This is a genomic window from Ancylobacter pratisalsi, from assembly GCF_010669125.1.
In the GTDB taxonomy this organism is placed as follows: domain Bacteria; phylum Pseudomonadota; class Alphaproteobacteria; order Rhizobiales; family Xanthobacteraceae; genus Ancylobacter; species Ancylobacter pratisalsi.
In genome coordinates this window covers 3,025,636-3,051,864 of sequence record NZ_CP048630.1, presented here as the reverse complement: position 1 = coordinate 3,051,864, position 26,229 = coordinate 3,025,636, and the positions used below count along the sequence as shown (strand labels likewise).

General features: G+C 64.1%; 23 protein-coding genes, 1 tRNA gene and 2 pseudogenes. 12 read left to right on the top strand and 14 right to left on the bottom strand.

Annotated elements, in window-relative coordinates; translation table 11 throughout:
• Nucleotides 1-4: 4 nt before the first annotated feature.
• The 4 genes from G3A50_RS14250 to G3A50_RS14235 are packed head-to-tail and all read left to right on the top strand — an operon-like array spanning nt 5 to nt 2,986.
• The gene (locus tag G3A50_RS14250) at nt 5-535 is read left to right on the top strand and encodes a DUF4376 domain-containing protein (RefSeq protein WP_163075881.1); all 531 of its coding nucleotides are present in this window, start codon (nt 5-7) and stop codon (nt 533-535) included.
• Nucleotides 536-537: 2 nt separating this feature from the next.
• Nucleotides 538-1,464 carry a hypothetical protein gene (locus G3A50_RS14245; RefSeq protein ID WP_163075880.1) on the top strand — a complete coding sequence of 309 codons (927 nt, stop codon included), beginning with the start codon at nt 538-540 and terminating at the stop codon, nt 1,462-1,464.
• Complete coding sequence (locus G3A50_RS14240; RefSeq protein WP_163075879.1) at nt 1,464-1,685, top strand: hypothetical protein; 222 nt, start codon at nt 1,464-1,466, stop codon at nt 1,683-1,685. The genes G3A50_RS14245 and G3A50_RS14240 overlap by 1 nt, the downstream gene beginning before the upstream one ends.
• Entirely contained in the window at nt 1,682-2,986 is a 1,305-nt protein-coding gene (locus G3A50_RS14235; protein WP_163075878.1) for an SGNH/GDSL hydrolase family protein, read from the top strand. The genes G3A50_RS14240 and G3A50_RS14235 overlap by 4 nt, the downstream gene beginning before the upstream one ends.
• Before the next feature lie 304 nt (nt 2,987-3,290).
• On the opposite strand, the gene obgE is transcribed toward G3A50_RS14235, so the two are convergent.
• From obgE to rplU, 4 genes are all read right to left on the bottom strand, one after another.
• On the bottom strand, nt 3,291-4,325 hold the full coding sequence (obgE, locus tag G3A50_RS14230; protein ID WP_163075877.1) for a GTPase ObgE: 1,035 nt from the start codon (nt 4,323-4,325) through the stop codon (nt 3,291-3,293).
• 69 nt (nt 4,326-4,394) lie between these two features.
• The gene (locus G3A50_RS14225) at nt 4,395-5,063 is read right to left on the bottom strand and encodes a GNAT family N-acetyltransferase (RefSeq protein ID WP_163075876.1); all 669 of its coding nucleotides are present in this window, start codon (nt 5,061-5,063) and stop codon (nt 4,395-4,397) included.
• 143 nt (nt 5,064-5,206) lie between these two features.
• Complete coding sequence (rpmA, locus tag G3A50_RS14220) at nt 5,207-5,476, bottom strand: 50S ribosomal protein L27 (RefSeq protein WP_163075875.1); 270 nt, start codon at nt 5,474-5,476, stop codon at nt 5,207-5,209.
• Nucleotides 5,477-5,508: 32 nt separating this feature from the next.
• Entirely contained in the window at nt 5,509-5,817 is a 309-nt protein-coding gene (gene rplU, locus G3A50_RS14215; protein WP_163075874.1) for a 50S ribosomal protein L21, read from the bottom strand.
• Between the two features lie 310 nt (nt 5,818-6,127).
• Between rplU and G3A50_RS14210 the strand changes: the two genes are divergently transcribed.
• Nucleotides 6,128-6,454 carry a hypothetical protein gene (locus G3A50_RS14210; RefSeq protein ID WP_163075873.1) on the top strand — a complete coding sequence of 109 codons (327 nt, stop codon included), beginning with the start codon at nt 6,128-6,130 and terminating at the stop codon, nt 6,452-6,454.
• 231 nt (nt 6,455-6,685) lie between these two features.
• Nucleotides 6,686-6,775: transfer RNA gene (locus G3A50_RS14205), tRNA-Ser, on the top strand.
• Here G3A50_RS14205 and G3A50_RS14200 read toward each other — a convergent pair.
• Nucleotides 6,746-8,377: pseudogene (locus tag G3A50_RS14200) on the bottom strand (recombinase family protein); the annotation flags it as partial. The gene G3A50_RS14205 and the pseudogene G3A50_RS14200 overlap by 30 nt on opposite strands.
• Before the next feature lie 494 nt (nt 8,378-8,871).
• Nucleotides 8,872-9,537: a hypothetical protein gene (locus tag G3A50_RS14195; protein WP_163075872.1), complete on the bottom strand. Its 666-nt coding sequence runs from the start codon at nt 9,535-9,537 to the stop codon at nt 8,872-8,874.
• 171 nt (nt 9,538-9,708) lie between these two features.
• Here G3A50_RS14195 and G3A50_RS22680 point away from each other — a divergent pair.
• Nucleotides 9,709-11,427 (top strand): annotated as a pseudogene (locus G3A50_RS22680) (DUF6119 family protein).
• 388 nt (nt 11,428-11,815) lie between these two features.
• On the opposite strand, the gene G3A50_RS14180 reads toward G3A50_RS22680, so the two are convergent.
• Together G3A50_RS14180 and G3A50_RS14175 are read right to left on the bottom strand one after the other, a co-directional pair.
• A complete protein-coding gene (locus G3A50_RS14180) occupies nt 11,816-13,876 on the bottom strand; it encodes a DUF3363 domain-containing protein (protein ID WP_163075869.1) in 2,061 nt (686 codons plus the stop codon).
• Nucleotides 13,877-14,488: 612 nt separating this feature from the next.
• Complete coding sequence (locus G3A50_RS14175) at nt 14,489-14,704, bottom strand: transcriptional regulator (RefSeq protein WP_163075868.1); 216 nt, start codon at nt 14,702-14,704, stop codon at nt 14,489-14,491.
• A 156-nt stretch (nt 14,705-14,860) separates the two neighbouring features.
• On the opposite strand from G3A50_RS14175, the gene G3A50_RS14170 reads away from it, so the two are divergent.
• On the top strand, nt 14,861-15,559 hold the full coding sequence (locus G3A50_RS14170) for a hypothetical protein (protein ID WP_246251722.1): 699 nt from the start codon (nt 14,861-14,863) through the stop codon (nt 15,557-15,559).
• 66 nt (nt 15,560-15,625) lie between these two features.
• Here G3A50_RS14170 and G3A50_RS14165 read toward each other — a convergent pair whose 3' ends face one another.
• Nucleotides 15,626-16,612 (bottom strand): aldo/keto reductase, encoded by a 987-nt coding sequence (locus G3A50_RS14165; protein WP_425483411.1) that lies wholly within the window; start codon nt 16,610-16,612, stop codon nt 15,626-15,628.
• Between the two features lie 87 nt (nt 16,613-16,699).
• Here G3A50_RS14165 and G3A50_RS14160 point away from each other — a divergent pair, with 87 nt between their 5' ends.
• The 3 genes from G3A50_RS14160 to G3A50_RS14150 all read left to right on the top strand — a co-directional run bounded on the left by G3A50_RS14160 (nt 16,700) and on the right by G3A50_RS14150 (nt 19,271).
• Nucleotides 16,700-17,551 carry a LysR family transcriptional regulator gene (locus G3A50_RS14160; RefSeq protein ID WP_163075867.1) on the top strand — a complete coding sequence of 284 codons (852 nt, stop codon included), beginning with the start codon at nt 16,700-16,702 and terminating at the stop codon, nt 17,549-17,551.
• A gap of 530 nt (nt 17,552-18,081) precedes the next feature.
• Nucleotides 18,082-18,630 (top strand): hypothetical protein, encoded by a 549-nt coding sequence (locus tag G3A50_RS14155; protein WP_246251721.1) that lies wholly within the window; start codon nt 18,082-18,084, stop codon nt 18,628-18,630.
• A 155-nt stretch (nt 18,631-18,785) separates the two neighbouring features.
• Nucleotides 18,786-19,271 (top strand): hypothetical protein, encoded by a 486-nt coding sequence (locus G3A50_RS14150; RefSeq protein WP_246251719.1) that lies wholly within the window; start codon nt 18,786-18,788, stop codon nt 19,269-19,271.
• 198 nt (nt 19,272-19,469) lie between these two features.
• Here G3A50_RS14150 and G3A50_RS14145 read toward each other — a convergent pair whose 3' ends face one another.
• The 5 genes from G3A50_RS14145 to G3A50_RS14125 all read right to left on the bottom strand — a co-directional run bounded on the left by G3A50_RS14145 (nt 19,470) and on the right by G3A50_RS14125 (nt 24,486).
• A complete protein-coding gene (locus G3A50_RS14145; protein WP_163075866.1) occupies nt 19,470-20,678 on the bottom strand; it encodes a (R)-mandelonitrile lyase in 1,209 nt (402 codons plus the stop codon).
• Nucleotides 20,679-20,785: 107 nt separating this feature from the next.
• Nucleotides 20,786-21,169 carry a c-type cytochrome gene (locus G3A50_RS14140; RefSeq protein WP_163075865.1) on the bottom strand — a complete coding sequence of 128 codons (384 nt, stop codon included), beginning with the start codon at nt 21,167-21,169 and terminating at the stop codon, nt 20,786-20,788.
• Nucleotides 21,170-21,399: 230 nt separating this feature from the next.
• On the bottom strand, nt 21,400-22,644 hold the full coding sequence (locus G3A50_RS14135; protein WP_163075864.1) for a flavin monoamine oxidase family protein: 1,245 nt from the start codon (nt 22,642-22,644) through the stop codon (nt 21,400-21,402).
• A gap of 21 nt (nt 22,645-22,665) precedes the next feature.
• On the bottom strand, nt 22,666-23,361 hold the full coding sequence (locus G3A50_RS14130) for a dihydrofolate reductase family protein (RefSeq protein ID WP_163075861.1): 696 nt from the start codon (nt 23,359-23,361) through the stop codon (nt 22,666-22,668).
• 57 nt (nt 23,362-23,418) lie between these two features.
• Entirely contained in the window at nt 23,419-24,486 is a 1,068-nt protein-coding gene (locus G3A50_RS14125) for an NAD(P)-dependent alcohol dehydrogenase (protein ID WP_163075860.1), read from the bottom strand.
• Nucleotides 24,487-24,912: 426 nt separating this feature from the next.
• On the opposite strand from G3A50_RS14125, the gene G3A50_RS14120 reads away from it, so the two are divergent.
• A complete protein-coding gene (locus G3A50_RS14120) occupies nt 24,913-26,109 on the top strand; it encodes an MFS transporter (RefSeq protein ID WP_163075859.1) in 1,197 nt (398 codons plus the stop codon).
• Nucleotides 26,110-26,229: the final 120 nt, after the last annotated feature.

Below are 26,229 nucleotides of genomic sequence, written 5' to 3'. Positions count from 1 at the left end.
CGTCATGAGCACCTTTGCGCACATTGTCGGGCCTGACGTGATCGATGTCACACCCGATGTCGGCGATCTCACGCCGGCTGAGTTGTATGAGCCCGAGATCGCTGCGCAGTTTGTTCCGTGCCCACTAGAGGTGCGGCCCGGATGGACGTTCGACGGCGTAACTTTCGCGCCGCCGCCTGAGATCGTTCCGCCAGCGGTCGACCTGTCCGCCTACGCCGCCGCCAAACGCTATACCGTGGAGACCGGCGGCATCACGGTTGCTGGTAACGTGATCGCAACCGACCGCGCCAGCCAAGCAATGATCGCCGGCGCCTACAACTTCGCGCAGGCCAATCCTGCGGCAGTGATCAAGTTCAAGGCGGACAGCGGATTCGTCGATCTCGACGCGGCGGCGGTCACGGCGGTTGCGAATGCCGTTGGTGCCCATGTGCAAGCCAGTTTCGCCGCCGAAGCCGATGTGCTGGCCAGCATCGCCGCCGAAACCATCACATCGGTTGAAGACATCGACGGGTTCGCCTGGCCGGGCGGGAGCTGACGATGGCGATCGAACTGCCGATTACGCGGGGCGAGCATGGCCGGACCGTCCGCTGGACTTTCCCTGAGTGGGATGCCGGCGGCAGCGACGGTGTCGAGATCGTGCTGACGCCTCTCGCCGGCGAGCCGGTGACGCTCTCCGGCATTGGCGGGCCGGTGGCAATCGAGCCGCCTCATACGGTGGCCCTGACGCTTGATGATGCGACCGCTGCGGCCATCGTCGCGGGCACGGCCGTCGACTTCTTCGACCTGCGCGGTGGAGGCCGGTTCAAGCTGGCCGCCGGCCGCGTCAAAATCGCGGGCGCTGGACAGATGCTCGCCTATGTCCCGGTTAGCGGACCGCTATTCGCGATACAGGGGCCGCCCGGCCTCATTTATCGCGAAGACTGGCTGGCTGGCACCTATCAGGAGCGCGACGCCGTCAGCGCCGCGAATTCGCTCTGGTACGCGCGGCAACAGACCAGCGAAGAACCCTCGTTCGGCTCGGCCGACTGGGTGCTCATGCTCGACGGATCGGGCGTTGCCGGGGACCGCGCAGCGGCGGTAGAGGCAGCCGCACTCGCGGTGCCGGCGGCACAGACTGCCGTGAATGCTGCGGAATTGGCCACAACCGCACAGGACGCCGCGATTGCGGCGCGCGATCAGGCCATCGCGGCGACCCGCTTCACCCGCATCGCGGCAGATGGACATGAGCTGGTCGCGGGCTCCCGCATCCTTGCTGATCTTTCGGCCGGGCCACTGACATGGTCCATGCCGGCGGCGCCGGGCGAGGGCGACACGGTGGGGGTGATGGTCGACGGCAATGCCGCCGCATCCGCTCTCACGCTGGATGCGGTCGATGAGAGTTTTCTCGACGGATCGACGCTCATCGTCGATGTCGCGGATGCGCGGCTTGAAATCGTTTTCCTTGATGGATTCTGGAGGTTCTGATGCGCGTTTCAGACACGGCTGGCGCGGCACGCATTGGTGTGCTCGATGACACCGGGGTGATGATCTATCCAGACAGCTACGCAGTGACGGCAGTCACCCGCGACCCGGCCTATAATCTGCTGACGACGACCATCTCCGATGGATCGACAACGTGGGTTCAGACAATCACCCGCGACGCCGCCGGAAATTTCGCGACGGTCAGCCGGTGGGTGCGCCAATGAACGAGATCGATATCGAGCTGGCGGGTGGCCTCACCAGACCCGGCATGCTCCGCGTTCTTCCGGGCTCGGCCTTGTGGACCGCGCTGCGGCTGCGCAGCGCCATGTCCGCCGCCAAGGTGCCGGTTCTTACCGCGTCCCCGCCGACGATCACGGTGCCCGGCGCCACCAATCCCTACGGTAGCGGCGATACGTTTTTCCATGCCCCTGACGTGCGAGATAAGTGCTTCACTTTTCTGCGGGGGGCATGGGACGAATATAACGTCGGCGGAACCCGTTACATGGGACCCGGCGCTGTGGTCACGTACAGTGCCACCTCGACGACAGGCGGTTCAGCCCCGATGGTAGCGTTCAATTCCGATGCTCCCGATCTTGCGCTAGCATTCCGATCACCGACGGGCGGTGTGCGCATCCTCATCAAGGATGAATTTGCGCACGAGGGAGGTCTGGCCATCAACGAGGGCGCAGGTGCGCCGTGGCATATCCGTATTGAGAACGGAACCAGAAAGCCGCGGCTCTACGAGATTTATGCCGCTGGAAATTTTTATTTTCGTGGCGTCCGGTGCGCGTCGCCTCTGGATCGGGTGTGGCCGGCGCCGAAGCCATACGACGATCTTCGCGGCGTCATCATAGGTGACAGCTTCACGGAGGGCGGCGCGAATGGTCTTCCTACGGATCTCTGGGGCTACGGCTTCGGCGCGAGCCTGCCATACCATTTGGGCACGCGCGATCTGCGGGCGTCTGGCAGCGGCGCGACCGGTTATCTCGCGGATGCCGTGGGCACGCGCTACAACGCCTTCCAGCGTCTCGGCGACCTGACGTCCGTCAATCCGCACTTCGCCCTCCTGACTCTCGGAACCAACGACAGCGAGTCCGTCATGTCGGCCGAGCAGCAGGTGTCGGACTATCTCGACCTCGCCCAGGCGGCGCTGCCGCACTGCCTATTTTTCGTCTACAGCAAATTTTCAAACAGCTTTCCATCGACCTACGACGCATCAAGCCAGTATCGCGCCGGCCAGCGCGCCGCCTGCGCGGGCCGCAAGAACGTATGGTACACCGACACGGTCGGCTACACGCAGGCCGGCCCGAACTACCCGCATACGGCCTGGATTATTGGGGGCGGCGCGGTTTATGCGCCCAATGGTCTCGGCAATGCCGACCTCGCTATCGGCCGCCCGGCGCCATACTCGCCGGACCCCACCCATCCCAACGAGTGGGGCCATCAGCAGGTGTACGCGCCGCGCATGGCGGCCTCCATTCGCTACGGCCTCGATCAGATGATCGCGCAGGACCTCTTGGTCTAGGGTAGCAAGCAAGCCGTGGTCCGGCCGTGAGTTGGGACTACCATCGCCGGCACGCTGTTAAGATCCCTCTCACGTGCCTCTGAGAGGGCTCTCTTGATCCCGCGTCATTGGTGCAGCTTCATGTGTCTTGCGCTGCAGCTTCATGTGTCGCGCTTCAGCGAGCCCAGCGGCGCGGGAGGCCTCACAAGGGGCCCTGCCCTCCCCGCGCCAGTCTCTATGGCGCGGTGTCAGGCGAGGGAGCGTGTGTATCGGTGCGGAGAGTACGCGCCGTGGGGCACGGGCGGGCGGATCACGGGCATGCGGGTCACGGGCGCCAGGGTTCGGCGACTTCCCGTGCCTGTTCCTGCACCCGGCCTTCATTGATCACATAGGCCAGCGCCCGCAGCGCCTCGCGCACGCCCTGCCCGGCATGGGCGGAAAGCGCGAGCGGCTTCTTCTTCGCCGCGCGCTGCAGGCGGGCGAGCTGCGCCTTCAGCGTTTCGGCATCGAGCGCGTCGACCTTGGTCAGCGCCACGATCTCCGGCTTGTCCTCCAGCCCGTGGCCATAGGCTTCCAGCTCGGCGCGCACGGTCTTGTAGACCTTGCCGGCATGCTCGCAGGTGCCATCCACCAGATGCAGCAGCACGCGGCAGCGCTCGACATGGGCGAGGAAGCGGTCGCCAAGGCCCACGCCCTCATGCGCGCCCTCGATCAGGCCGGGAATGTCCGCCAGCACGAATTCGCGCCCGTCCACCGCCACGACCCCGAGCCCGGGATGCAGCGTGGTGAAGGGATAGTCCGCCACCTTGGGCTTGGCCGCCGTGGTCGCGGCCAGGAAGGTCGACTTGCCGGCATTGGGCAGGCCCACCAGCCCGGCATCGGCGATCAGCTTCAGCCGCAGGCGGATCCAGCGCTCCTCACCCTCCAGGCCCGGATTGGCGCGGCGCGGGGCCTGGTTGGTCGAGGTCTTGAAGTGCGCGTTGCCGAAGCCGCCATTGCCGCCCTTGAGCAGACGCACACGCTGTCCGACATCGGTGAGGTCGGCGAGCACGGTGTCGCCCTCCTCGTCCAGCACCTCGGTGCCGGCGGGCACGCGCAGCACCACGTCGTCGCCCTTCGCCCCGGAACGGTTGGCCCCCATGCCGTAACCGCCCTTCTTGGCCTTGAAGTGCTGCTGGTAGCGGTAGTCGATCAGCGTGTTGAGCCCGTCGACGCATTCCAGCCAGACGTCGCCCCCGCGCCCGCCATCGCCGCCGTCCGGCCCGCCGAACTCGATGAATTTCTCGCGCCGGAACGAGAGACAGCCCGCCCCGCCATCGCCGGAGCGGACATAGATCTTGGCCTGGTCGAGAAACTTCATCGCGCTGTGCTCAACAAATCCGGGGCCCCCACACGCGCGGGAGCCCGCCATCTTAACAAAATCGCCGGCTCAGTGCCGGGTATCGATATCGCGCCGGATCGGATGCGCGCTGGCGCCCCAGGCGCGCAGCGAGCTCCACAGCCGGCGTTCGAGACGAAAGCGGTCCACCGGCACCGAAGCGCCGAGCGCGCGCACCCGCGTCAGCCCGACCCCGGTCCACTGGAAGCCGCACTTCTCCAGCACCCGGCGCGAGGCCGGATTGACCACGCGTGCCGAACCGACCAGCGCGTCGAGGTCGCTGTCGCCGAAGGCATGGTCGATCAGCGCCCGCGTCGCCTCGGTGGCGAGCCCGCGATCCCAATAGGGTTCGCCGAGCCAGTAGCCGATCTCGGGCACGTCGTCCTCGCGGCGGTTGAAGCCGCACATCCCCACCGGGATCGGTGGGCCGAAGGTGGACGCCTCCGCGCCCCGCAGCGCCGCCTCATTCTTGAGGAACACCGCGAAGGTCACCGCCTCGCGCCCTCCCGGAAGATTGGCGATGAAGGCTGCGGCATCCGCCATCCCATAGGGGTGGGGAATGTTCGCGGTCATCTCCGCGACCTTGCGATTGTCGGCGAGCTCCGCGATCCAGGCCATGTCCTCGATCCGGGGCACGCGCAGGATCAGGCGGCCGGTTTCGAGGACGGCGGTACTGCTCTCGGCAAGGCTTGACCCGGGGGTCGCTTCAACGATGGTCATGGGGGGCTCCTGGGGGGCAAGAACGACAAAAGGGAGGCGGTTTCCTCGCCTCCCCTGTCGGGTACCCGGGGTGTCCCCATGGACGTTCCGGAAATCCTACTGGTCGGGCGAGACCGGTGGGATTTCAAGGAACCTCACCGTCTTTATTCGGCGGCCTCGGCGGCCGGTACAACGCTTACGTAGGTTCGGTCATTGGCTTTGGCGCGGAATTCGACTCGGCCCTCGCAAAGGGCAAAAAGGGTATGGTCTTTGCCCATGCCCACATTCACGCCGGGATGCCACTTGGTCCCGCGCTGACGAATAATAATGTTGCCGGCCACGACCTTCTCGCTGCCGAACTTCTTCACGCCGAGACGACGACCAGCCGAATCGCGACCGTTGCGGGAGGAACCGCCTGCCTTTTTGTGAGCCATGGTGCTCTCCTATTCCTTACAGCTTGGCGGTCTCAGGCGCCGGTGATGGAGGTCACGCGGACCACGGTGAAGTCCTGGCGGTGCCCGATCTTCCGGCGCGAATTCTGCCGGCGGCGCTTCTTGAACGCAATGACCTTGGCGCCACGAGTATGCTTGACGACCTCGACGGTGACCGCCGCGCCGTCGACCAGCGGAGCGCCGACCTTCGGGCTTTCGCCGCCGAGCATCAGCACCGGCAGGGTCACGGAAGCGCCAGCTTCGGCATCGATCTTGCCGACGGTGAGCAGTTCGTCAGCGGCAACGCGATACTGCTTGCCACCTGTCTTAATGACCGCGAACATGTTTTGTCCTTTCGTTCGAGCCCGATCTCCCGCCTTGCAGCCTGGGACCGGCTTCTTTCGGTCGGTTGATAGTTGAGACGCATAGTGGGCGCAGGCACCCATCACGCGAGGGCGCTCCTTAAACGGCGAACCCAGTCCTGTCAAGGAAAACGGCGCCCATCGCGGCGCCCGGGCAGCTTCGTCGGCGCCCGCCAGCCGCCGCTCGGCGCACGGGGCGTGAACCTTTCCCGCTACCCCGGCGTTAGAGGGTGAGCGCGACGCCAGGCAGCGGCGCGAACATATGCAACGCCAACCCAGTCGAGAGGTTATCATGAGCACCAATCGTATCACCGGCACCGCCCGTCAGGTCGGCGGACGACTGCGCAGCGTCGCCGGCCGGGCCGGCCACGATGCCGCCCTGCGGGCCGAAGGCGCCTATGAGGAGGCCCTCGACGCCGGCAGCCATGTTTTCGGCGAAGCCCGCGAACGCGCCATGGCCTTTGCCGACGACACGCTGGAATCAGGGCAGGCCCTGTACGGCCGCTCCATGCAGGCGCTGTCGCGCCAGGCGTCGGTGCACCCGCTCGCCCTTGTGGTTGCCGCCGGACTGACCGGCGCGGCGATCGGCTGGCTTCTGACCTCCAGCTCCCGGCGCTGAGTCTGCCCTCCACGGACAGCTCACCGCGCCACTGCGCCGTGTAGACAGATGCGGCACATCAGGACACCGCGCGCCCGGACCAGCGGCGCGCGGTGGAAGAGGCTGACGCGTGGCGCATGAAACTGACAAGTGGATTTGTCACATCAAAGCCGCGTGCCCCTTGTGCACCATCGCCGCCTCGGTTATTGAGCCCCGGCTCCAAGGCGCGGCCGCCAGGCCCGCCTCGCGCGCGGAGAGGTGCCGGAGTGGTCGATCGGGACGGTCTCGAAAACCGTTGTGCGTGCAAGCGTACCGTGGGTTCGAATCCCACCCTCTCCGCCATTTCAGTCCCAAACTGGGCACGCCGAGCGCCGCCGATTTCCCTCCCGAAACTGCAGCCAGCGTTCGCAGCAGGTCCCCTTTCGAACCGATGATGCGGACTTCCTTGGCTCCGACTTCCACGCGCTGAGCCAAGGCGCGCAAATGATCGCGCCGGTAGCCGCCGCCTTCGATGCGCATGCGTCCGCGCGCCGTCTCGGCGAAACGCGCGACCATGGCGGGTGTGACGGCATCTTCGCCTGAGGTGGCGAGAGACGTTTGCGCGCGGGCGACATCGGCCTGCGCCTGGTCACGGATCGCCTTCAGTCCGTCGATGCGCTCCTTCAGCGCCGGATCGGTGATGTCGGCGACGCCTGATTCGATGGCGTCATAGAGCCGGCGCAGCCGCTGGTCGGCCTCGCTGGCACGCTTGCTGAGTTCGGCAATGTGCTCGCGGCGGCGCTCAAGCCGCTCCTGGCGGTGATTGAGCATGGAGGCGAGGATTTCCTGCAGCCGCTCGGGCTGGAGAAGACGCTGCTCGATGTGGCTGGCCACAAGCGTGTCCAGCGTCTCCATCGGTATGGCGCGGCCGGCACAGCCGGTGTCGCCCTGCCGCGCCTTGATGGAGCAGGCATAGTAGCGGTAGCGCCCGCTCTTGCCGGTGCGGATGGTCATGGCCCCGCCGCACTGGGCGCAATAGCAGATGCCGGTGAGGAGTGTCGGACCGCTCACCACACGCGGCGGGACGATTTTGGGATTGCGCGCGTGAAGCTGCTCCTGCACCGTGTCAAAGACCTTGGCATCGATGAGCGGTGGCACGGCGACCACCACCACCTCGCTCTCCGGCTTCTTCTGCTTGCTCTTGGAGCGGCTGTTGAACTGGTGCTCGCCGACATAGGTGCGGCGGGTCAGCACCCGGTGAAGCTGGCCGATGCCCCAGCGCCCGCCCTCGCGGGTGTAGATCCGGTTGCGGTTGAGATGACTGACGATCACCTTAACACCCATCGGGCCGGAGCGGCCATCGCCATTGAGAGCGAGGTCGAAGATCAGCCGCACCGTGTCGGCGTGCAGCGGATCGATCTCCAGCTTCTTTTTCACCTTGGCGCCGCGTTGCTCGGCCTCGACCACGCGATAGCCGATCGGCGGGCGGGCGCCGTTCCAGAAGCCCTGCCGGGCATTCTCCTTCTGTGCGCGAAGGACGTGCTTGGCGTTCTCCTTCGACTGGTACTCGTCGAACAGCGCCATGATCTGCCGCATCATGACGTGCATCGGGTCGTCGCCCATCTCCTGGGTGATCGACACCAGCCGTACGCCGTTGCGGGCGAGCTTCCTGACATAGAACTCCAGTTCAAAGTGATCGCGGAAGAAGCGCGAGAAACTGTGGACCACCACGACATCGAATGGCGCCGGCTTCAGCGTGCCCGCTTCGATCATCCGCTGGAATTCGGGCCGGCGGTCATTGGTCGCTGAGGCCCCCGGTTCGACATAGGTCTCGACCAGCTGGTAGCCGCGCGCCTGGCAATAGGCCTCGCCCTGCCGGCGCTGGTCGGGGATCGAGACATCGTGCTCGGCTTGCCGGGCTGTAGAGACGCGCAGATACAAAGCGGCACGCAGCGGAGCGGTCATGGCAGAGCCTTTCGCGTCAGGCAGTCATTCCCCTTGGATCAGCTCCTCCAGAATATCCCCGAACCACGCCTCGAAGACAGCGATCTCTGCCTCTGTCACCGGAATGTATTCTGGCCAGTCGTCGGTGACGGTCATGGGGGTGGGATCTGGGGACGACCGCGTCCTGCGGCGGGGCGGCCGCGTCTCCGAGTAGGTGTAGAGGTTGTCGGGCAAGCGGCCCGGTACAAATCGACATGCGGGGTATCGAGTGGGCGAATGTGAGCGTCTGGTCATTCCTAAGACTGACGCGACGGCGACCGATGCCCAACAGCCGATCTATGACCTGTAACACGCGGTACTTTCTTGCAAGGCATCTCGGCACGCCTTTGCGAACGGTGGCCTGCGCCGCCCTTTTCGGACAATTCGGCCGACCGTGACACGTCCGAAAAGCGGACGTTTGCGACGTGCTGAAGAATAATAGAAGGCTCTACATGTATAGGTACGCCACACCTATCTCACTCGCGTTTCAAGTGCTCCCATTCGCCGATCAGTGATCGGTACCTTTCACGAAAAACCGTCTCCTCATCGCCCCGCAATGGAGTGGTCTGCGGTGAAAAGAAGGTCTTGCGAAGTGGGTCGATGATGCGCATGTCACCCGCATCAAGCTTTGTAAGCGCATTTTGCATCGCCCACAGGCCTAATCGTCCACCTTCCTCGGAGAGGGCAGGCTCCTCGCTAAAGTAAGGATACACAACACGGGTGTATTCGCCCCTGACTCGCGCGTGTAGAGCGTCTCGTATTCGGATTGTCCCGCCAATATCTTCAATTCGCAGGTCGCCGTGCACGCTCTTGGGGATGATCTCAATCGGCTCGTTTGACCAACGCAATTTTGAACTGAGCAGTTCGAGAATGCCGTCTTTCAGTAGCGGGTAGAGTCGTTTGAAGCTTCTATTCGATTCTATACGGTCATTAGTCAATCGTGCTAGATCACCATTGCCCGATATATGCTTCTTCACATCTGCCCAAAAGGGTACATAGAAATCTCCGCCTTGGCTCCGGTTGCCGCCGGCGTCCTTCTTGCGGTCAAGACGAATATCCTCTTTCAAAATTGACCGCCGTAACGGTGATGGCGCATAGAACAACTGCAGTGCTTTTCGGAGAGGAATATCCAGAACGGACATGTGACCTACATTCCCAAGATTGAACAAAAATCTTAAATTGAAACTCTATGTCGACGCAAGAGGATGAATCATTTCGCCGTGGGCAGTTGCCCCGATCCTGTGGAGTAGAGTTTGAACTTAAGGTTCGATATGATTTGATTTAAAGGCACTTGTCACGCGGGGGCGGACACTATGTCGGACATGAAGCGCATCACACTTTTTAGGATCAAGGACGGTAAGAATTTCGAGGAATTCCTAAAGGGCGATCTAGCGACCTACACCCACATCGATCCGAACGAGGAGTTCGAGGGGTGCATCAAATACGATCCCGCGGGCGGCGGTCAGAAGACCGACGAGCAGATCCCCTGGCTCCGCTTCCTCAACTCCGGCTTCGCAGAGAAGAAATACACCTACGAGGCGTTCAACAAATATCCGCGTGCCCTCATGGCACTGCGGGTCATCGGCAAGGACGGCGCGGACGATGTGTTCTACGCGGCTGCTTTTGGCCAGCATGGCGACACCTACCTGGATAAGGACCAGATCGTCTACGACTTCGGCATTAAGGTCGGGATGAACATCTGCGACGCCGAGAAGCTCCGGCGGATCCAGACAGCCGCGCACGAGGCAATCAGCCGACAGACCGAGCGGCAGGCCAGCACGGGGACAAGCCTCGGCGTGTTCGGTATCAACACCGAGTCCGAATTCCTCCGCACGATCTCTGGCCATGTGAAGACGGAATACAAGGAACTGGTCGAATCCTTCCGCGGCAAGGACAGCATCCTGATCAAGTTCCCGAAAGATCAGGAAGTAACCTGGACTTATCTGGCGCAGCTCTGCCGGAAGCTTGAAGAGCGATATGTCTCAGACGACTACACTAAGACCGACCTAAAAGTGTACGACATCCTCCGGCACGAGAGCGACCCGGTCGTCATAGCGGAGCTGAACCGCTTGCTCTGCGCAGCCATTGAAGCGAAGAATTTCAATGCCATTCACCTCGCGCCGCCGGACTTTCTCGCCGCCGACGACAGCTCGTTCGCCTACGTCGAGAAGGATGGTGACGAAGAGATCGAGACGTTCGACGATCTGCGCATCGCCGACCTGATCGCAGTCAAGCGCCGCCGGCTGAAGGATCTCGACGAGACCCGTGTCAAGGGGTGGAAGATATTCGAGTACAATCCGGAGCTCGATCGAACCTTCGTGCGCTGGGATGCCTATTGATGCCTGGTGGCTGAGGTCGAATGGAACGGGCGGACATTTGTTCTTTCGTCGGGGCAGTGGCGTGAGGTGTCCGAGGAGCTGAAGGCGTCGGTCGAACAGTATCTCCACGACCATGATCTCCTGCTTGATCCCGCCTACCTCCCTCACGGCATCAACATCTACAAGGCCGATCGGAAGGAGAACCGCGAGGAGGTTTTCAACCGTCGTGCGGCGGAAGGTTGTGCGGACCTCTATCTCCTCGACAAGGCCAAGCTCGAGATCGCGGGGCAGCGTCGATACGAAGTGTGCGACCTGCTGCATGCCGATCGCTCCATCATTCACGTCAAACGCTACTCCTCCGGCGCGGCATCGATTAGCCACCTGTTCACGCAAGGCAGGTTCTACGCCCACGCCTTTTCGACAGATACCGCCTGCCGTAACGGAATGACGGCGTGGATCGATGCCGATGACGATCCCGTGAATGTTGCGAAAGACAAGCCGGGTTTCCTTGCGTTGATCCCGAAAAAGAAGGCGGATCTAAACGAAAAGGACTACTCGGTCGTGTTCTGCGTGCTCCACGATGAAGACGATTTCTCGCTGGAGAAGCTGCCGTTCATGTCGCGGTACGAGCTGATGCAGAGCCACCGCTTTCTGACTGAGGATCGTAGCTTCAGGGTGGGAATCGTGTTCCGAAAAGTCACTCTTGGACCCTGAGCCGGCCGGTCTGACCTCGGCCGCAACGGGCGCTTTTCCGCCTCTTCCTTCAAAAGCTGCCATCCGACTTACGGGCCCCAAATCGGTCATTCGTGATAGCCGCTGCGAACATGTCCTCCTGTCGTATCCTCAGCGTTTAAAACATGATCGGAACTGAGAGGCTGCTCACAACTCTCCATTCGCGACGATCAGCCCGCTCCGGTCTACCGCCGCTGGGTCAAGGCCGCAGCCGCGTGAGCGGTGGCGCATAGCGCCAGCCTTGAGGCAGCCGCGGCTGACCGGCACCCTGCTTCTCGCGGAAGATCCTTTCTTCAACTGCCGTTGTAGGCGGGATGACGCCGGTCGGCACGATTCGACCCGAGAGCGACAACAGCTTGGAGCCCGGTGTTCACAACCCCAGCCCCCTCTGCCGGCCGACCTCCCACTCGATCCCGCCATCTCCGCGCATGACACCGGAAAGTTGCCGGCCGACCTGCTTGTCGAGCATTGGCTGCCAAGGCACGAGTTGGAAGCCGAGCCCGTGCTCCAGCATGGCGAAGCGGCCGGAGACGAGCTGAAGCTGGCGGGTGACGGTGCCGGACACATACTCGCCGCGGGTGGAGGGCCGGTAGGCCAAACCCGTAGATTTCGCGATGTCGGCAGCGACACGCTCAACCTCACGGCGCCCCAGACGGTTGAGCAGGTCGGGTGCCTCAATTCCCCCGCTAGGTTGCCGCGTGGCGAGGCCCATGTCGACGAGTTTGCTCCGCCGTTGATCGAGGGCAAGGGCAACGTCTCTGCCGAACCCGTCGGGTGAACGCGATGTCGGCGCGACGAGCTCCCGGTCGAGCCAGGTGGCGCCCTCCGCGCCGATCTGCCGGTCGAGCGAGAACTCTGACGCGATCCGAATGTTGGGGCCTTTGCCGCCAAGCGAGCGGTCATAGGCAAGGCCTCGCTCGGGGAGATCCTTAGGGATGTTCCAATGTTCCGCATGAACCCGCTCGACATGACCGGCGCGTCGGAGGGCTTCCAATCGCCGGACATGCGAGCGGATATAGGCCTCCGGGTCCTTGCCCTGTTCGGCGAAGCGGTCGCGAATGCGGGCGAGGTGCGTACTCGGGCTGTAGACACCATCCGGGTCGGCATTCTGCTGAATATTGAGATCGACCATGCGCGGCTGGGTGATCGGCGGCGTGACCTCGACGATCATACCGCGCTGGACGCCCTCGAGCTTAACCGCGTCCGCGAACTCGACATGGTGGACGCGGGCGTCGATCCCATCGACCACGAGATAGGTGGTCTCGCTCAAACCGTCGCCGGCAAGTCCCTTGCCCAGCACCCGGCCGGCGAGCGTCTGCTCGGGCTCCTGCCCATGGCGGACAAATTGGCTGGTGCCGCGCTCTTCCCCGAGGCCATTGTCTTCGACGGCCTGGCGCATGGAGCGGATGACGTCATTGCGGGCTTCCATCTCGTTGAGGGTCGCTTCCGTGCGTGACGCGACCATCCACTCGCTGGGGAAGTCCTCGTTGGCGAGGCCATAGCCCTCCAGCTTGCGCAACCGGCCGAGGAGGAGATTCTGGTTCTCCCGGATCAGCCGGTTGCCGCTGATGAACAGATCGACAGAGCCCTCGCGTTCCTGCTCCTGGATCAAGAGACGATCCAGCCGGGTGAGCCGCTCGGCCTCGACCTCGGAGGCGAGTTTCTGCTGCAACTCCACCTCGCTCTGCGGGCCGAGCTCACGGGTGATGATGTCGCTAGCTCTGTGGCGTATCCCATGGGCGATGTAGTCGCCCGCTATGGTGAGGGTGCGTCCCTCATCGGTGACGCCGCGCACCAGCACATGGGTGTGGGGATGGCCAGTGTTGTGATGATCGACCGCGATCCAGTCGAGCTTGGTACCGAGATCATTCTCCATCTGCCCCATGAGCTCGCGGGTGAAGCCTTTGAGGTCGCCGAGCTCCAGCCCATCTTCCGGCGCGACGATGAAGCGGAACTGGTGGCGGTCCTCGCGGCCGCGCTCCAGGAACGCCTTGCCATCGGCCTCATCCTCGACCGCCGAGTAGCAGCGTCCCTTCTGCCTGTCGGGCGTGACGCCGTCGCGCTGGAGATAGCGCAGATGCGCATCGACCGCCTTAGCGGAAGGGCCGACTGTCTTGCGACCTCCGCGCCCCCGCACGGCGCCGAGCTTCACCACCCGCGCCTTCACCACCACGCGGCGAGAGCGGAAGCGTCCACCGGCATCGACCTTCCAGCCGCGGTCAACACCGGAAAGCGCGCCCGCCGCCCGGACGCCGCGACCGCGGGCGTTGTAACGCCCGCTTCCTTTCCGGCCTGACCATCCGCCGGCCTCGCGCACGGCGATCTCGACCTGGCGCCGGAACGGCAGCGTCGCAAGGCCGCTCTGTCGCGTGCCACGCTGACGAATCCGACCCGGCCGTACCCGGAATTTGTCACTGCCGTCCTGTGCCATGCCGGCACGATGAGGGGCATCGTCTCATAGTATCAAGCGTAGAAAAGGCGGCTTCGCGGAGTAGCGTGCAAAGACCTGTCACAGCGGGCAGAGGGCGGAGCGCACATTGTGGCCTACGTCCATAAACCCCAATTCGGATCATAACCTTAGATCAATCGACCGGCTCGCCAGCACCCTGCGATTCACGCTCGGCACCGTAGCTCAACCTGCTAAAACCAATGTGCAGACAGCCAGATAATGTCGCCAGACATTGCGATCGGGAGATCGCTTTATCTTGCCCTCAATTCCTTCGGTGTTGCTACAGTCGCACCTGAAATAAATGTTCACGCCACATATACTACGAAGAAGCAACCGAGCATCGTTGGCAGTGGCCCGAGCTAACCTATGACGCGCCAACGCGGCCCCAGCTGCTACAGCCGGCATGGTAGGGGTAACTATTGATGCCGCGAGTTCGCGGTCAAAGGTCGATTAGACTGCAGTCGCGCTTCCGTCGAACCTGCACTGAAGATGCCGATCAGTGCCCGATGCCGTGCAGAAACCATGCAACGAAACTGCCGTCGAGCTGCGATGATCCCGCAGTTTCTCACCGAACTAGCTGCAACCAACGCGGCCTTATTCGGATGCTGATGGTTTGCGGAAGCGCACACCGACTCCGCCGCCGTTCTCCGGAATGAACTCGATGCCGGCGGCTTCTAGAGCGTCCCGCATCGCTGCGACTGTCGAAGAACGAAGCTGTTCACCGCGTTCGAAACGCACGATCGTCTGCGTGGAAATAGAAGCCTCGCGAGCGAGATCGAGCACTCCCCACGTCAACGCCGCGCGCGCCATCCTGCACTGCGCCGGGGTCACGAAGTCACCATAATATGGTGATTTTTATTGTTCATCGACCTACAGAAGTGTACCTTTGGTGACTCATGACGGCCGAACGCGTGTTTGCACCACGCGCCCGGCCTGACCACACCCAAGCTGAGTGGAGCTCGGATCATGGCTGATTCTGAGATTAGCACGAGTCTGTCCCGACCATCCCGGAGGGACGTTCTCTCTGCCGCCCTGATGACGATCGGCGGCACCTCCTTCAACAATTCCGCTGCAGCTGCGCCGCAGGATCGCGGCACGACGGACGCCGCAGTCATTGCGTGGAATGCGTGGCGCGCCGCGCATCGGCGAACGCTTGCACTGTGTCGCAAACAGCAACGTCTGGAGTCCGAACTCGCGCGGACGATCGGCTTTCCGCAGGCGGTTCTGGCTGCAGCCGAACTGCCATCACCGGTGCGCATCAACTCCTTGCGGCAGTTCGATGAGCTTGCTGGCGATGTGCCGTCGCTTTGCACGCGGCGCGCCGAAGTCGCCGCAGTGCTGCGCGCACATCAGCAGCGTTGGGACGACGCGGATCTCGCCATCGGCTACTCCGTCACCCGGCAGGAAGAGGCCGCAGCGTCCAACGATGAAGAGCGTCTGATCGCGAAGCTCTTTGCAGCGGACGCCACGTCTCTGCGCGGCCTCTCCGCGAAGCTCGACGTGCTGATCGCCGTCGGAGCGGATGGCGCTGAGGGGCGGCATTTCCCGTGGCCAGAACTCCGGCGCATCCGCAGGGATGTTACGCGTTTGATGCCAGCTGCAGCCGCAAAGGGCAGCCACTTTAACTGCTTGAAGCAGTGCTTCCGATACCCAGCGCAGGAGTGAGGTGCGGACGCTCGAACGCCCGTTGCGGGGCGATGGCGCGTCCGCTTCGACTGACGCTGCTCATGATCAACGGGCGCGTGGCAGGCCCTCGGGTGGGCGCTGGAGAACCGTCTCGATTTCCTCCATCACGCTCTCCGGCAGTGGGCCAAAAACCACGGCGGCGGCGTTCTCGATCGCTTGGGCGGTGGTCTTGGCGCCTGGAATTGGCAAGATCATTGGACCTTTCGCCAGCAACCAGCACAGAGCCCCCTGAGTCAGCGTTCGGCCTCCGACCGTGAGCAGTTCGCGAACGGCAGCCATCTGCCGTGCCAGATCCTCGCGGGGACGGCCACCGTCGAAATAACCCTGCCAGTCCGGTGGGCCGGCGCGGACGTCGCCTCCGGGTATGGAGCGCCCATCATCGAACTTGCCCGTCAGCACGCCCATGCCGAGCGGCGAGCGGATGAGCTGGGTCAGGCCGTGCTCCCTCGCCACCCGGCACATGGACGGTGCATCGAAGAACAGGTTCATGGAATGCTGAACCGTCGAGAAGCCAAGGCGGCGGGCCATGGCCCCGGCGCTTGCAGGAAAATCCGTGCTCCAGCCATAGCTGCCGATCGCCCCGACCGCGACGAAGGCTTCCAGCGTCTCGAAGGCCGGCTCGGCGTCCGCGACCGGGAGGTCGTTGAGATGCAGCAGCATGACGTCGATATAATCCCGGCCCAGGCGTTTCAGGCTGTGCTCGACCGACCAGCGAACATACTCAGGTTCGAAGCGGGGGCCCTTCAGCTGCCTTGTCGTGGCATCGATCGAATGGCCAAATTTGGAGACGATTACTGCATCATCCCGTCCCGCCAGGGCCTTGCCTAGAAGCCGCTCGGAATGGCCTGCGCCATAGACGGCGGAGGTGTCGAACACCCGGATCCCGTGGTCCCACGCGGCATGGACGGCCCGCACGGATTCAACATCGTCCGCGCCGGAATATCCGGCCGCGATCTCGCCGAACCAGAACGGGCCTCCGATGGCCCAGCAGCCCATGCCGATGCGTGGTGCCGTTTGCAATCTTGATGTCATATTTCCGCAAGCTCCCTTCCGAGTCGTTCGGGAAATTGCGCCGCCGCCGCCGGCTCGTGCAGGCGCCGGGAATGAAAGGCCCCGTTCATGGATGAAACGACGTTCGACTGGTCGGACCTTCGGATCTTTCTGGCCGTCGCACGGACCGGCGGGCTTGCGGCGGCGGCGAAGGCTAGCGGGCAGAGCTCTGCGACACTGGGGCGCCATATCGTCGATCTGGAGCGTGCTCTTGGCGAGGAACTGTTTCGCCGTCTGCCAAGTGGCTACGCGCTGACGGAAGCTGGCAAGAAACGTCTCGCGCAGATCGAGGCGGTGGAGGACCGCATTCTCGATATGGTGCGGAATGCCTCCGATCGGGACGCCGGACTACCCATCCGCATCTCTGCTGGAACCTGGATGACCTGGTTCCTGACCCGGCACATCGACGCGCTGGGGGCGGCCAGGAACATCCTTGTCTTCAGCGCAGCGGAGGAGCGGCACAATATAGGCCGGCGTGAAGCGCTCATCGGCATCCGCAACCAACGCCCTTCCGAACCGGGATTGGCGGTGCGACGCACAGTGACGGTGACCTTCGCACCCTATGCTCTGAACAGCGGACCGGTGCGTGACGATTGGATCGCCTGCACGGTCGACACCCCATCCGCACGCTGGGTTCGAAGCCATCTACGCGACCGCATCCGGATGGAGGTGTCGAACCCGCGTTCGCTCCTCGATCTGGCGCTGGCCGGCGCCGGGCAGGTGGTGCTGCCGTGCTTCGTCGGCGCTGCCCATGAGAGCCTGATCAGGACGGGGCCGGTGATCGAGGAAATCTCCCACGAGCAATGGCTGGTCGTTCACGGTGAGGACCGGAACAGGAGCGGTGTGCGCGAGACAATCGACGCCATCGCCCGTCTGATCGCTGCAAATCGCGCTCTGTTCACTCCAATGCAGGACGCCTGACGGCATAATGCGCCAGAAACAGAAAGTTCGCTGCGACGACTGCGAATGGCCGTTTCGGGGCCGCTAGCGGACGGTCTACTTTTCGGGAGTGGAATCAGAAAGCAGACGTGCGTTGGCGTTCGAGACAGAAAGTAGGTTCGATTTTCGCCAAGTGCGACGACGTGGATAAAAGTGAGAAATACGTATTCGCTACGGCACTCTAGGGTGCGACTTGGCGGATCACGACTGGCTCAGACCCCAGCTCGAATTCCGCCTGTCGCCGCCCCTGCTGATCACCCTCCATCTTGCGATGGCTACGGCTCACAGCCTCTCCGCGCCTTAACCGCACCCGCGACGGAGCAATGGGCGCATTCATGAAGTATCCGTATAACGACAATCACGACTTGCCACTAATCATCGGAGCCCGGCTTAGATAGGCTCGTGATCGGTGGGTGTTTCGATGATCACGAGACAGGGTGCCGCCGTGAGACGCAGGCACTCACGAGGACCATCTTGTGATCCGTCATGGAGGAAAGCACGAGATGACGAGTATGATCTCGCGCGCGGCTCAAACCATGGGCGGACGTCGGACGCTCATCGTTGCCAGCCTTGCCGCAGTGGTCTCGCTGGGCAGCGTTCTCCTTGCGATGTCGCCTGCCGTCGCGCATCACGGGTGGCCGGGCTTCAAGACCGACCAGCTCATCTACATCGCGGGAACGGTCTCTTCGGACGGTGTCTGGGGCAACCCGCACTCGCAGTTCGAGGTCACCCTCGATAGAAGCCTTCCCGCCGAAACGCCCGACCTGACAATTCCCGAGCAGTTGCAGGATCCCGAGGATAGCGTCCGGGTCGAGGCTGCCGGTTCGTACAAGGGCCCGCACAAGAAACTGGACATCATCATCGCGCCTCCACCCTGGTCGGCCAGGTGGGGTTTGGGCCGTGCGCTGAAAATCGGAGAGCGCTTCCAAGCCGTCGGCTATATCAACCGGTCCGACGACCGCCTGTTTCGTCCCGTCGTATTCTGGTACGGGGACGACAACGTCCCGGTCAATCAGGTGCTCGGAGACGCCCTTCCGGTTCGCGCGCCGCTGCCGAAATAGCCTTTCCTGTTGGGCGGAGTGTGGTCCTTGAGATCGCAGCGTGGGACTGCGGGGAGCGGCGTTTCGACGACGTTGGTCTGATCATCGCCAAGAGTACGGCTGGCTCCTGGAGCCCGCGCCGTCGCGCCCGGCGGAATGGAACGGAGTATACGTGCTTGCTCGACCCGCTGCTGATGCGTTTGCAGGCCTCCGCTCTCGGCGACTTGGTGCGCAATGCCGAGTATATTTATCCCATCCTTGAATCCGTCCATATTCTAGGGATAGCCCTGCTGGTCGGACCCGCCTTCACGTTCGACTTTCGACTGCTGGGAGTGGGGCATCGCGTCCTGTCCATCACAACGGCGGCGCGTTATCTGCTGCCGGTTTCCCATGTTGGCCTCATCGTCGCAGCGATCACCGGCATCACCTTGCTCAGCGCACAAGCGACTGTGGTCGCCGATACCGGGGCGGCGCCTTGGAAACTCGCCCTGCTGATCCTCGCCGGCCTCAACGCGCTGGTGTTTCACTACGGCGTCTATCGCCATGTCGATCGATGGACGGACGCGGCCGTGACCCCGATAGCTGCCCGTGTCGCGGCCGGAGTCTCCATGACCGCTTGGACGGGCGTGATCCTCGCCGGCCGATTCCTGGCCTACACATGATCTTCGGACGGCGCCGCTACGAGCATCCGAGCACAGGACCCTCGGCTTGCCGACGAGGCCGACGAGCTCAGCATTGTTGGCAAGCTTGGTCTCGTCGGCCACGCCTCTGGGGCGCCACCACCGGCGCGTGCGGGTCCGCTCATGGGAACTGTCAGGGCGATCGCTGAAGTGCCCTCATGGACGGTCCACCGAGTTCGCTCATCTCCGATACTGAGCGTCCGTCACCTTCTCCATCCAGGTGACGACCTTGCCGTCGAGCTCCTCCGCCACGGCCAGATGCGACATGGCCTGCCCGGCGCTAGCCCCGTGCCAGTGGCGCACATTGGGCGGAATCCAGACCAGATCGCCGGGCACCACCTCTTCCACCGGTCCGCCTTCCTTCTGCACCCAGCCGCGTCCGGAAATGATGAACAGGGTCTGGCCCAGCGGATGCGTGTGCCAGGCCGTGCGGGCGCCCGGCGCAAAGTTCACCGTTGCTCCGCTGACACGTGCGGGGGCGCCGCCCTTGAAATTGCCGGAGATGCGGACACTGCCGGTGAAGTAGTCCTCCGGCCCAGGTACCGATGGCGCATCCTTGGCGCGCACGATCTTAAGGTCCCCAGAGGGTGCGGCTGACACACCGGGCGCAGGCGCTTGAGCCGGCGTTTCGGTCCGGCTTTCGAAAACACGCTGCAACACCGGAACGGCGGAAAAGGCGCGTGGCCAGCCGGCATAGAAGCCAAGATGCGCGACCGTTTCCGCAACCTCGTCGCGCGTCAGCCCGCTGTCCATCGCCCGGTTGGCATGGAAGGGCAGTTGCTCCGGTTGGCCGATGGCAATTAGCGCCGTGATGGTAATGAGGCTGCGGTCGCGGGAGGTCAGTTCCGAACGCCGCCAGAGATCACCGAACAGAACCCGGTTGGTCAGATCGGCCAGTTCGGGCGCGGTCGGCCCAACCGTGGTGGTGACGGTGGCGGAGCGGGCGGCCTCGGCGGCTGCGTCCAGTTCGATCCGGGCGGCATCACTCGGGCTCACCGGGCCGATGCCGCGATCAACATACACTCGCTGCACCTCGGTGACCGCCGAGAGCGCATTCGGCCAGCCGCTGTAAAAGGCGAGATGAGTGACGACCTCGCCGATCTCGACCGGCGTTACCCCCGTATCGAGCGCGCGGGCGGTATGAACCCCGACCTCGGCGGTCTTGCCGGTCGCGATCAGCGCAGCCAGCGTGACAAGGCTGCGGTCACGCGGCTTGAGGGCATCGCGCGCCCAAACCTCGCCAAACAGGACACCATCCGTGAATTGCCCCAGACCCGGCGCGACCTGATAGACGGCCTCCGGCGCAACGCGGGTGCGGCGCGTCTCTTCGGCAGCGACCGCGGTGGTAGTAAGCGCGGACAGGGCGAGGCTGGCAGCAAAACTCTTCACAATCGAACTCCTTGTTTCAACGTCGTTTCCCGCGGGAAACAATAGGGGCGGGGGTGGCTTATGGGCGCACGGCGCCGGGCGCCGGCGGATCAGCTTGGATTGCCCGGTCAGTTGCTTGCCGGCTGGCTCTGCAGATAGGCGGTGATCGCCGCGCGATCCGCCGCGTTGGTCACGGAGATGGTCATGGTGCTTCCCTTCGCCATGGCCCGCGGATTGGCGAGGAAGGTGTCGATCTGCGCCGCATCCCAGGTGATGCCGAGGTCGCGCAGGCCGGCCGAATAGCGTGCGCCCTCGACACTTCCCGCCTTGCGTCCGATGACGCCGTTCAGGCTGGGGCCGATCCGGTTCTGTCCCGGCTCGAGGGAATGGCAGGAGGCGCAGCGGGTGCGAAACAGGCGCTCTCCAGCGGCGTCCTGCGCGCGGACCGACGGCGCGAGCACCGAAAGGGCGAGAGTTGAGCAGGTAAGTACGGCGAGGAATCGAGAGGCCATCCTGTCTCCGGCAAGGTTTGCTATCGTCGAGGCCGAACGGTGGCGAGCACCAATGCAGGCCTTAGGAGGCCGAAGCTTACGCAGAGGGATGAGGAGGGATTAGCCAGGCTCTCTCGCATGGCGCTATGTGGGAAATTCATCAATCTTGCCATCAACTTATCGTTATTGCACGGGGGCAGCGAAGCCATATGGAAAGCCCCGGCTTCGGGAGCATTTGCGATGGCCGGTATCTATTGCCGCTTACCACTGAGGGCTCCTGCCGCCTCGTCTGCGGCGCGAATCCCACTAAGCAGCGCGCCATGTGCGGTCGAAAAATCCGTGGAGTGCGTGGCCTCGCCGGCGAAAAACAACCGCTCCTCGAAAGGGCGGGCGATCTGGTCGCGTGCGGTGCGGTGGCCGGGCAAGGCATGGCTATAGCCGCCGCCGATCGCGGGCGTCGCGCCCCAGGCAGAGGCGAGAGCCGGTCGCAGCGCGCGGCGCACATCCCCGCCGAAGAGGCCCACGAGCTGGTCGGTGGCATGGGCGAAGGCGGCGTCTGTTCCCTCCGTCAGCACGCGGCGGGCGCCGGCGCCGCCAAGGAAGCACTCGATGACAGCCTGGTCGAAGGGACGGATGTAATAGGTGCCGGAGGCCGGGTCATGGAGATCGCCATGCACATGGGTCTCCGCCTCAAAGGGTGAAGCTCCGACGATCTCCAGAAACAGCTTCTCGTTCCAGCCGAGCGGCAGACGTGCCGCTGCCTCGCGCCAGGGTGCGAGCGCAGAGGGCCAGCTGATCGCTTCGCCGGCAAGCACATGCGTGGAGACGGTGATGATCGCCGCCCGGCAGCGCAGCGTGCCGCGATGGGTGACGAGTTCGACGGCGGGCCCGTTGATGTCGAGCCGCTGCACCGGCGTCGCAAGATGCAGCGCCACGTCGGCAGGGAAGCGGGAGGTGATCAGAGTGCCGTACCCAGCCGGCAGACGCCAGTTGAGATAGGTCGAGGCGCTGTCATAAGCGACATAATCGGCGGTCGATATGCGCTCCAGTTCGTCGCCGCTGATATAGCCGCTCAAGGCTTGGAGATAGGCGAGCCATCGCTCGCCGCGCTCCACCGCGTCAATTGCCCGGTCGCTGGCCGGAGGTTCATCGACGAGGCTTCGGCTCCAGGTGTCGAACGCCGCGCCGGCCGCTTCCCAATCCGCCGGGGCAGCCCCGAGATCGCCGAACTGTTGATCCCAGGCACTGCGCCGGCGATCCAGTCGGAAGCCGGCGGTCTCGGCGATCCGCGCCCACGGGTTGCGGTCGGCCGAATGCAGCCAGCCGCAGCCGAGGTCCAGGGACAGGCCGCGCGTCGTCGCAGTCCAGGCGCGGCCGCCAAGGCGCGGCAGTGCTTCCAGCACGACGATCGATAAGCCGCGACCGGCCAGCCGCCGGGCGGCGCCGATGCCCGCCGCTCCCGCCCCGATGATGGCGATGTCGCAAGCGTGGGTCATGGGCGGACGGCGGCGGGGTTTCTAGGCAGTCTTCACCGCGTAACGTAGATGGACTACACCGTGTTCGAGCGTCTCGGCGGCGAGGAACGACAGGGTGACCTTGCCGGCGAGCCCGTCCGGGCCCGCGTCGATGATGGCCTCGCTTTCCGGCCGCGCATCGAGCGCGGGTGCGATAAGCACGCTGAACTCATCGACGAGGCCGGCGGCGAAGAAGGCGCCATTGGCGCGCGCCCCGCCCTCGACCGCGAGGCGCCGGATGCCGAACTCACGCGACAGAATCTCCAGCGTCGCCGCAAGGTCGATCTCGGGCCCTTCGGCGACGATGTAGGAGACGCCATCGGCCGCAAGCTCGGCGAGGTGGCGGTCCGGCACATCCCGGCCAAGCAGGGCGATGGCGTGGTCGCCGCCGACGCTGGCCCCCTTGAAGTGCACCTTGCCGGAAGGATCGAGCGCGATGGCGTAGCTTGCCGCCCGCGTCGCAACATGGAGCGGGCGCGCGACCGTGCCGACAGCCGCCGGCGGATGCGGCACGCCCTTGGCCATCTCGGCCATGGTGACGCGGCCGACCAGCCAGGCATCGGCCTTCAGCGTGCCGTGGACCTGCTCATAGAGCCGGCCCCAATCGGCGCGGCCACCCTGCGGGCTGGCGGTGAAGCGGCTCGGGTGCAGGCGCCCGTCGAGCGAGGTTTCCATCAGGCAGACGACATAGGGCTTCATGGGCACACCTCACGCGCAGTTACCGCCGGCTGGGCGCCGACATTCGGTGGACTTATCTCAGGCCGCGTCAGGCAGCGGAAGCGAGGCCATGTCGATGACAAAACGATAGCGCACATCGGCCTTTTCCAGCCGCTCGAACGCCGCGTTGATGTCCTGGATACGGATCATCTCGACATCGGGGAGAACGCCGACCTTCGCGCAGAAGTTCAGCATTTCCTGCGTTTCCGCCATGCCGCCAATGGGTGAGCCGGCGATGCGGCGCCGACCGAGCAGCAGCGGTACGGTGCTCGGCTCGGTCAGTGGGCCGATCTGGCCGACGATCACCAGCGTCGCGTCCACATCCAGCAGCGGGATATAGGGATTGAGATCGTGCTTGACGGGTACGGTGTCGATGATCAGGTCGAAGCTGCTCGCCGCCTCCGCCATCGCTTCCGTGTCGCTCGACACCAGCAGACGATCAGCGCCCAGCGCCAGCGCGTCGACTTCCTTGTCCCGGGTGCGGCTGAGCACAGTGACATCGGCGCCCATGGCGGTGGCGAGCTTCACCGCCATATGGCCGAGCCCGCCGAGACCGACCACGGCGACGCGGCTGCCCGGTCCGACATTCCAGGTGCGCAATGGCGAATAGGTGGTGATGCCGGCGCAGAGCAGCGGCGCCGCCTTGGAAAGGTCCAGCCCTTCCGGCACGCGCAGCACGAACTCCTCACGCACCACGAGGTGCTTGGAATAGCCACCCTGGGTGGGCGTGCTCGGGTCGCAGGAGAAACGCTCGGTGTCGCTATAGGTCTGCACCGGCATCTTGCGGCAGAGCTGTTCCAGCCCCTTCCGGCACTGGTCGCAGCTCTGGCACGAATCCACCAGACAGCCGACCGCCACATGGTCGCCGACCGCGTAATGCTTGACCTCATTGCCGACGGCAGTCACGCGGCCGATGATCTCGTGGCCGGGTACCAGTGGGTAGTGGCTCCAGCCCCAGTCATCGCGCGCCTGATGCAGGTCCGAATGGCAGACGCCGCAATAGAGCACCTCCATGGCGACATCGTTCGGCAGCAACTCACGCCGCTCGAAATCATAGGGACGGAGCGGAGTCGTCTCCGAGCGCGCCGCATAGCCAACGGTCTTCATGGGCTTCTCCTGTACAACGCCGACATAAGCGTCATGGCTCGCGGCCTAGGTGCGAGTCGCAGATGACTTATGGTGGCGGACTGACAAGGAGTAGAGCTTCAACGTGCAAGCTCTTATGAGGCAATCTCATCAATCAGAACTGTAGATTTCCAACATCGTATTTTTCAATGAGTACCAATTAAACGGCCAATGACGTCTCATTCATGAATGAGCTTCATCGTGACATGGCCTCTGCGATCATAGTGCGCCGCATTTCCAACCCTTAGGATATTCTTTCACTCGCACGGCCTTTCCGCCGACGCCAGCGAACGGGGGCGATCCCAGTCTTCCTCGGCGCCGAGCGGCGTTCGGCCGATATCCCCTCCCGATTTCAGAGCTGGCGCGGCCGTCTGGCCCCTGCACTGACGGCTTTTGGTTAGAAGCACCATGCTGGTTGAAAGCACCTCCATCGCCCCACGCGATGACGCATCTGCCTCGTGGGGCGGCGTCTTTGCGCTCTCCCTCTGCGTCTTCACGCTCATCGCATCCGAGTTCATGCCGGTCAGCCTGCTGACGCCAATTGCCAACGAGCTGCACATCAGCGAAGGACAGGCCGGCCAGGCCATCTCGGTGTCCGGCGCGTTCGCGGTGCTCACCAGCCTGTTCATCACCGCCGTCGCTGGCCGTTTCGATCGGAAGATCCTGCTGCTCGCGCTAACCGGCCTGATGATCGCCTCGGGCGCGATCGTGGCCACGGCGCCGAACTACACCGTATTCATGATCGGGCGTGCGCTGATCGGCATTGTCATCGGCGGCTTCTGGTCCCTATCGACAGCGACCGCGATGCGGCTGGTGCCGGAACAACAGGTGCCTCGGGCGCTCGCCATTCTCAATGGCGGAAATGCCCTGGCTACCGTGGTCGCCGCCCCGCTGGGCAGCTTTCTTGGCGGGATCATTGGCTGGCGCGGCGCCTTTTTCTGCGTTGTCCCGGTCGCCGTGGTGGTCTTCGTCTGGCAGCTCATCAGCCTGCCCTCAATGAAGACCGAGGGGCGCGCCACCTCCGCTCATGTGTTCTACCTGCTTCGCCGGCCGGTGGTGTGCCTGGGCATGGCGGCCGTCAGTGCGTTCTTCATGGGCCAGTTCGCGCTGTTCACCTATCTGCGCCCCTTCCTTGAGACGGTGACGCGGGTCGATCTGTCCGCGCTGTCGCTCATCCTGCTGCTGATCGGTGTGACCGGCTTCATCGGCACCCTGCTGATCGAACGCTTCGTGAAGAGCGACCTTTACCGCACCCTTATCGTCATCCCTGCCATCATGGCGGTGATCGCGGCGGCGCTGATCGGCTTCGGCGCATCCCTACTGGTGACCGCCGCCCTGCTGGGCGTGTGGGGCCTGCTTGCGACCTCGGCGCCGGTCGGCTGGTGGACCTGGCTGTCGCGCACCATGCCGCGCGACGCGGAAGCCGGCGGCGGGCTGATGGTCGCGGTGGTCCAACTCGCCATCACCCTCGGCGCGACGGTCGGCGGCGTGCTGTTCGATGCCAGCGGCTATCAGGCGACATTCGGGGTCGCCGCCGTGCTGCTGGTGATCGCCGTCTGGCTCGCCGTGAAGACGGCCCAGCGGGCCGCTCTCGTTGCGACCTGACGGCGTGCCTTTTGACCCGCTCATGAGCCGAACGAAAAACCCGCCAGATCGCTGATCCGGCGGGTTTTTCTTCGTCAGGTTCAGAGCGGTTGTGGGCGGCCCCTAGCCCGGCCTCGAAAA